At 38.1% G+C, this 4,561-nt stretch carries 4 protein-coding genes and 1 pseudogene; 1 reads left to right on the top strand and 4 read right to left on the bottom strand.

From position 1 onward, the window contains the following. Positions 1-657: 657 nt before the first annotated feature. From ACFO4O_RS15185 to ACFO4O_RS15170, 4 genes and pseudogenes are all read right to left on the bottom strand, one after another. Positions 658-1,320 (bottom strand): annotated as a pseudogene (locus ACFO4O_RS15185) (RHS repeat-associated core domain-containing protein); the annotation flags it as partial. A 33-nt stretch (positions 1,321-1,353) separates the two neighbouring features. Further along, positions 1,354-2,694: an ATP-binding protein gene (locus tag ACFO4O_RS15180; RefSeq protein WP_382410050.1), complete on the bottom strand. Its 1,341-nt coding sequence runs from the start codon at positions 2,692-2,694 to the stop codon at positions 1,354-1,356. A gap of 473 nt (positions 2,695-3,167) precedes the next feature. Next, positions 3,168-3,599 (bottom strand): HD domain-containing protein, encoded by a 432-nt coding sequence (locus tag ACFO4O_RS15175; RefSeq protein ID WP_382410048.1) that lies wholly within the window; start codon positions 3,597-3,599, stop codon positions 3,168-3,170. 21 nt (positions 3,600-3,620) lie between these two features. Next, positions 3,621-3,791, bottom strand: a complete 171-nt coding sequence (locus tag ACFO4O_RS15170; protein ID WP_382410046.1) for a hypothetical protein — start codon at positions 3,789-3,791, stop codon at positions 3,621-3,623. 95 nt (positions 3,792-3,886) lie between these two features. Here ACFO4O_RS15170 and ACFO4O_RS15165 point away from each other — a divergent pair. After that, on the top strand, positions 3,887-4,561 hold a 675-nt coding region (locus ACFO4O_RS15165; RefSeq protein WP_382410044.1), incomplete at its 3' end, for a hypothetical protein.

The raw sequence follows: 4,561 nt of genomic DNA, 5'->3' as shown, positions 1-4,561 counted from the left end.
ATGCACTTGCTAGCGCAAATCGCCACTCAAAACACTGACGTCGAGCAACTGCTACCATGGCGATTTGCTAAAGACTAGGTGGGATTACGAGACGCTCACGGTTAAGTGAAAAAGACCTAGATAATCGGCATCAAATGGCGGTTTACATTGTAATCAGGAAACGGCGAGATTACTCAACAAAACCGGTATCCGCATCTAGTGGTGCAGGTACGAAATGCTGACACCGCTAGCGTACTCTCCCCATTGCAACCAATAACGACTGCCTATTTCGCTGTTAATTGAGCTTTGGCATTTCAGCGAGTGCCCGCTAAATTGTAATATCATTGATTACTGCTCTTTATCGTTGTTATGGTAACTGTTAAAATCGTAATTACAGTATCTGCATTTTCTATTGGGTAACTTGTAATTGATAAAAGACAACATTACCTGATTTCTCTCACAGTTTGGGCACCAATAGTTGATAATTTGGATAATAATATATATGCCTGTAACTAACCCCATAAACTGAAATGCATCTATAAAAAATGGGCTTGGTATTCCAATAAAGTTATGTCCGATGATGAACAAAACCAAAGCGATTAAGCTAAAACGAAATTTTACGTGCTTTTCAAGTTTTTTCATTTACATATCTCTGTGTTATTTAGCTATACATTAACATCAGTCTTTTTTGTCCAATTTTTTAGAGTCGAGCCTTCCAAAAACTCTAACAACAGCACCTTTCAACTCAATGGCTGCTTCTTTTACCTCTTGACCAGTTAACGTAAATGATTTGCTCACAGTCGCATCAGCGCCAAAGGACGGACCGATTTCAAAGCCCCCAGAGGATTCATCGTTAGTGTAATCTCCAACGGATACCGTGCCGACCACTAACCCAATATCCAATGAGGCTGATGGGTCATCAAAGTTGGTGTCTATATGTGTCCCACTCTCCATTCCAAATGTAAAACCTCCAATTAAGCCACCTTGTTTCAAAAGTCCTTGTCCAATATCCACATCAACCTCTGAAGCTGATTCTCCAATTCGAATAAAAAAGCCTCGAGTAGTATTTCCCTGCCCTTTAGAATTAGGCGCAAACCTCACCTCTCCTATATCAATCGATGCTAAAAAAGGAATTTTTACCGAAAGATATGTCGATTTAAAATCTCTCCCATCAGGATCGACATATTTATAGGGATTATTTGCCGCATATGCATACCGGTTAAAGTTAAAAATGTTTTTAAACCCCACCGGATCATTTGAGTAAAAACGACCTATGACTGGATCATAGTATCGTGCCTGCATATAAATTAGTACGAAACTACGGTTCTGGTTATCTTCGTTAAACTTAAAACAGTGATGAGTTTAGTGTAGAGGTCACTTAAACTCGATATTGTCCTTACTCTTAAAGTGCTTAGCGTATGTGGCCCTAGCCTTATATACAGGAAGATGTTGAAGAATTCTTTTAGGGTTATTTTCAACGTAATTGAACGTAAACTTTAAGGCCTTTTGAGGCTTATACTTTTCAATGAAATTCGCTAGCGATATAGAACGTTTATTTTTACCACTTTTAACTTCGATTGGAACATATTCATTATCTAGCGACTTCAGCAAAAACTCAATTTCCATGGAGTCACCGCGCTTAAAACTGAATAATTCATTTTCTTCGTCTGGAAAGACCATGCTGCTGACTATTTCATTTAAAACAAATGTTTCGGCTATAAAGCCCTTATATGCGTCCTTTCCTTCTTTAATATTCTGGTATGTCATTCCAATCATACTGGTCAAAATGCCTACATCATGGGGGACTAGCTTGAACATATTATCCTTTTTCTGGAAATTCATATTAAAGCTATTATTTAGGCCGTCTAATATAAAAACCTTGTGGAGAAGCTTCAAACATTCCAGAAAGTCTACTGGTGCAACTATATCTTCATAGCTGACACTTGTATTGCCCAACACCCCTTTAAACTTGAATTTTGGCGTATTCCCATCTTCAATATCTGCGATCTTATTTGCTGCCGCTTCATACACTCTTCTGATATTTAAAGCTGTGGCAGGATGTTCTTTTGAAAACTTTCCAAAGTCGTTTTTATAATCAGCTAATAGATTTGCTTTTACTTTTTCAACAGCGTTGATTCTTTTTAAAGGCTCAATATCCGGATATGAAATCCATGCACTCACAGCTTCTGGCATTCCACCTACAAACCAATAGTCCGTAATTAAGTCTATTAGTTTTTCGTGAGCCACTGTGGGTACTTTGGAGTGATCAGGTGTATCGACAAATCTTAACAACATTGAATTATTTGTCGCAATTAAGAATTCCCTAAATGTCATAGGGTACATTGTTATTCTTTCTGTTTTTCCAACCGGATAATTTTTAAACAAGCCAATATTGGAGCCTGTGGCGATCACATGAATGTCAGGTGTATCCTCATAAAAAAACTTTAATGAAGTGAGTGCATCTTGAGAAAATCCCACCTCTTCAAAAACGAGTAAATCGGTTTCTTGGTTAAACGGCTTCCCTAAAGCAATTTGAGCATTCTCCAAAATACTTGAAGGCTTTAAACCATCATCAAAAATACTGCTAAGCTTAACTTTATCTCTCATAAAATTAAGCTCAAACACATTCTTGTAATTTTCGCTTCCAAACTTCTTAACCGAACTTGTTTTTCCTACTTGCCTTGCGCCCGCCAATAGCAAAGGTTTTCTATTCATTGAGTTTTTCCACTCAATAAAATATTGATCATAGTTTCTGCTAAAAAAGTTCATGGCACTCGACTCAAAAATAAAACTGTACATTCATTATAGCTAGCTTGGTACTTTTTACGAGGTGAAAACGAAAACAAATGGTATTTTTGACGAGGTATTTTCATAAAAAATGGTACTTTTAACGGCTTAAATTTAATTTGATTTGGTATTTATTTGTAACTATCCCCTAAATAAAACACGAAGTGCCCTCGCTAGTGCGAGGCTTTGGCTTCAAAAAAGGTTTGCACATCTATTTTCTTACAGTAAAAATAAATTAATAAATAGCGCTGGAGGCCCCAAATTTATGAGTATTTTTTGTGCGTTAAGGGGTCCGTTAAGGGGTCAGGTTTCTTGAAACCAACCGTTTTGCTGTATCGAAGAAAGGCGCTCCCTGATTTCCACGTAAAACAACATGGATAGATATGTTGGGAACAATAATTCTAAAGCGGCGAGAAACCCCTCGATCTACTTTTTAGTATAGAGGCATTTTCAAAGAACCTGACCCCTAGATTCCCTAGATTCCCAAATTCGTTAAGCAAATCCGTTTTAGTCACATCAGCATCTTCTATGACATCGTGAAGTAAGCCGCCAATAATTATATCTTCATCTCTCACCTGCGCTGTGTTAACAAGCAGATCTTGCACTTCAAGCAAATGATTTAAGTATGGTGACTTATCATATTTACGCCGCTGATACTTATGTGCGCGAGACGCCAACATTAGTGCTTTATTAAGTCTCAGAAGAGAAGGCGCAACAAAAGACGTGGGCTTTGCGCGATAGTGCTCAAACCCCACTGCTGTCAACTCAATATCATAGCCCTCGAACTCAAAATTAGCCTCATCAATTTCATTGTCATCTCGATATCGACCCACACAAAATGAGGTTGATGTCTTTTAGGCCAGTCCAATGATGTCAATAGTTTGGTGCAAATGCATAGTCACAGAAGTAGGCAATTCACAAATATCATCCATGCCTAAACCAGCACTGAATGCCATGTAAAAACTCATCGTTTGACATGAGTAAAATATTTGATTGTCAGTCAATGGTTTGTGTATATCGAACATAATTTTCGCCAAAAAAACTGTACACATATACAGTTATTGTATACATTTATTTTTGCTTGCGCAAAATTTAATCTATCCAAAATGGCGAAACCAACATGATCGTTAACTATCCACCGTTTAAATTGCTTATTGAAAAAGTGCCACTACTCGAATACGGCAGCCGTACGTTGCGCTTTATCGTATGGCCGTTTATTGAGCGAAAACCAATTGAGGAAAATAGTCTGCGATTTGCATTTGTCGACTATTTGCTGTCGTTTGCCGTATTTACCACTTTCTTGGCGTATTCAACCTCACAGGGTACAGATATAAGCTTCAAAGATGCGTTGACCATCGCAAATCTGCCGTGGGTATTTGTCTCCATATCCGTTTACGCTGGGATATCTGCTTGCGTATACGCGCTGTCCTACGGTTTTTATCTAAAAATCTTCGAAGAAGTTGAAAGTATCGGACAAACAATGCATTTGCTCTTATTGCATTATATTAGAGTGTCATCCCTTTTTGTATTTGTCGTACTGGGTATTTTCTCACTAATGCTAGTGGCATATTTCAACCATGGTGTATCAGTGAAGGAGTTTGGCGACCATATCACTTCTTACAAGCATGCTGGTGTATACGGCGGGTTATTTATTGTGATAGCGAGCTGGGTTGCGTTTGCTGCACCGGCTGAATTTTGTAAAAAGCGTAGAGGTATATTCGTTTCTCTGCTCGTTGCTGTTTTACTCTTTTTTACATCAACGTCTTTTAATTTTCTTGTACCGACTTGGCTAGCC

It is taken from the genome of Glaciecola siphonariae (assembly GCF_042652645.1).
Taxonomy (GTDB): Bacteria; Pseudomonadota; Gammaproteobacteria; order Enterobacterales; family Alteromonadaceae; genus Glaciecola; species Glaciecola siphonariae.
Note: the sequence above shows the minus strand (reverse complement) of the source record. Positions and strands in the feature narration are given on the sequence as shown.

Excerpts from the sequence above, each read along its gene's own strand:
- ACFO4O_RS15180 (WP_382410050.1), bottom strand. The coding sequence starts at position 2,694 with ATGAATAGAAAACCTTTGCTATTGGCGGGCGCAAGGCAAGTAGGAAAA.
- ACFO4O_RS15170 (WP_382410046.1), bottom strand. The coding sequence starts at position 3,791 with ATGTTCGATATACACAAACCATTGACTGACAATCAAATATTTTACTCA.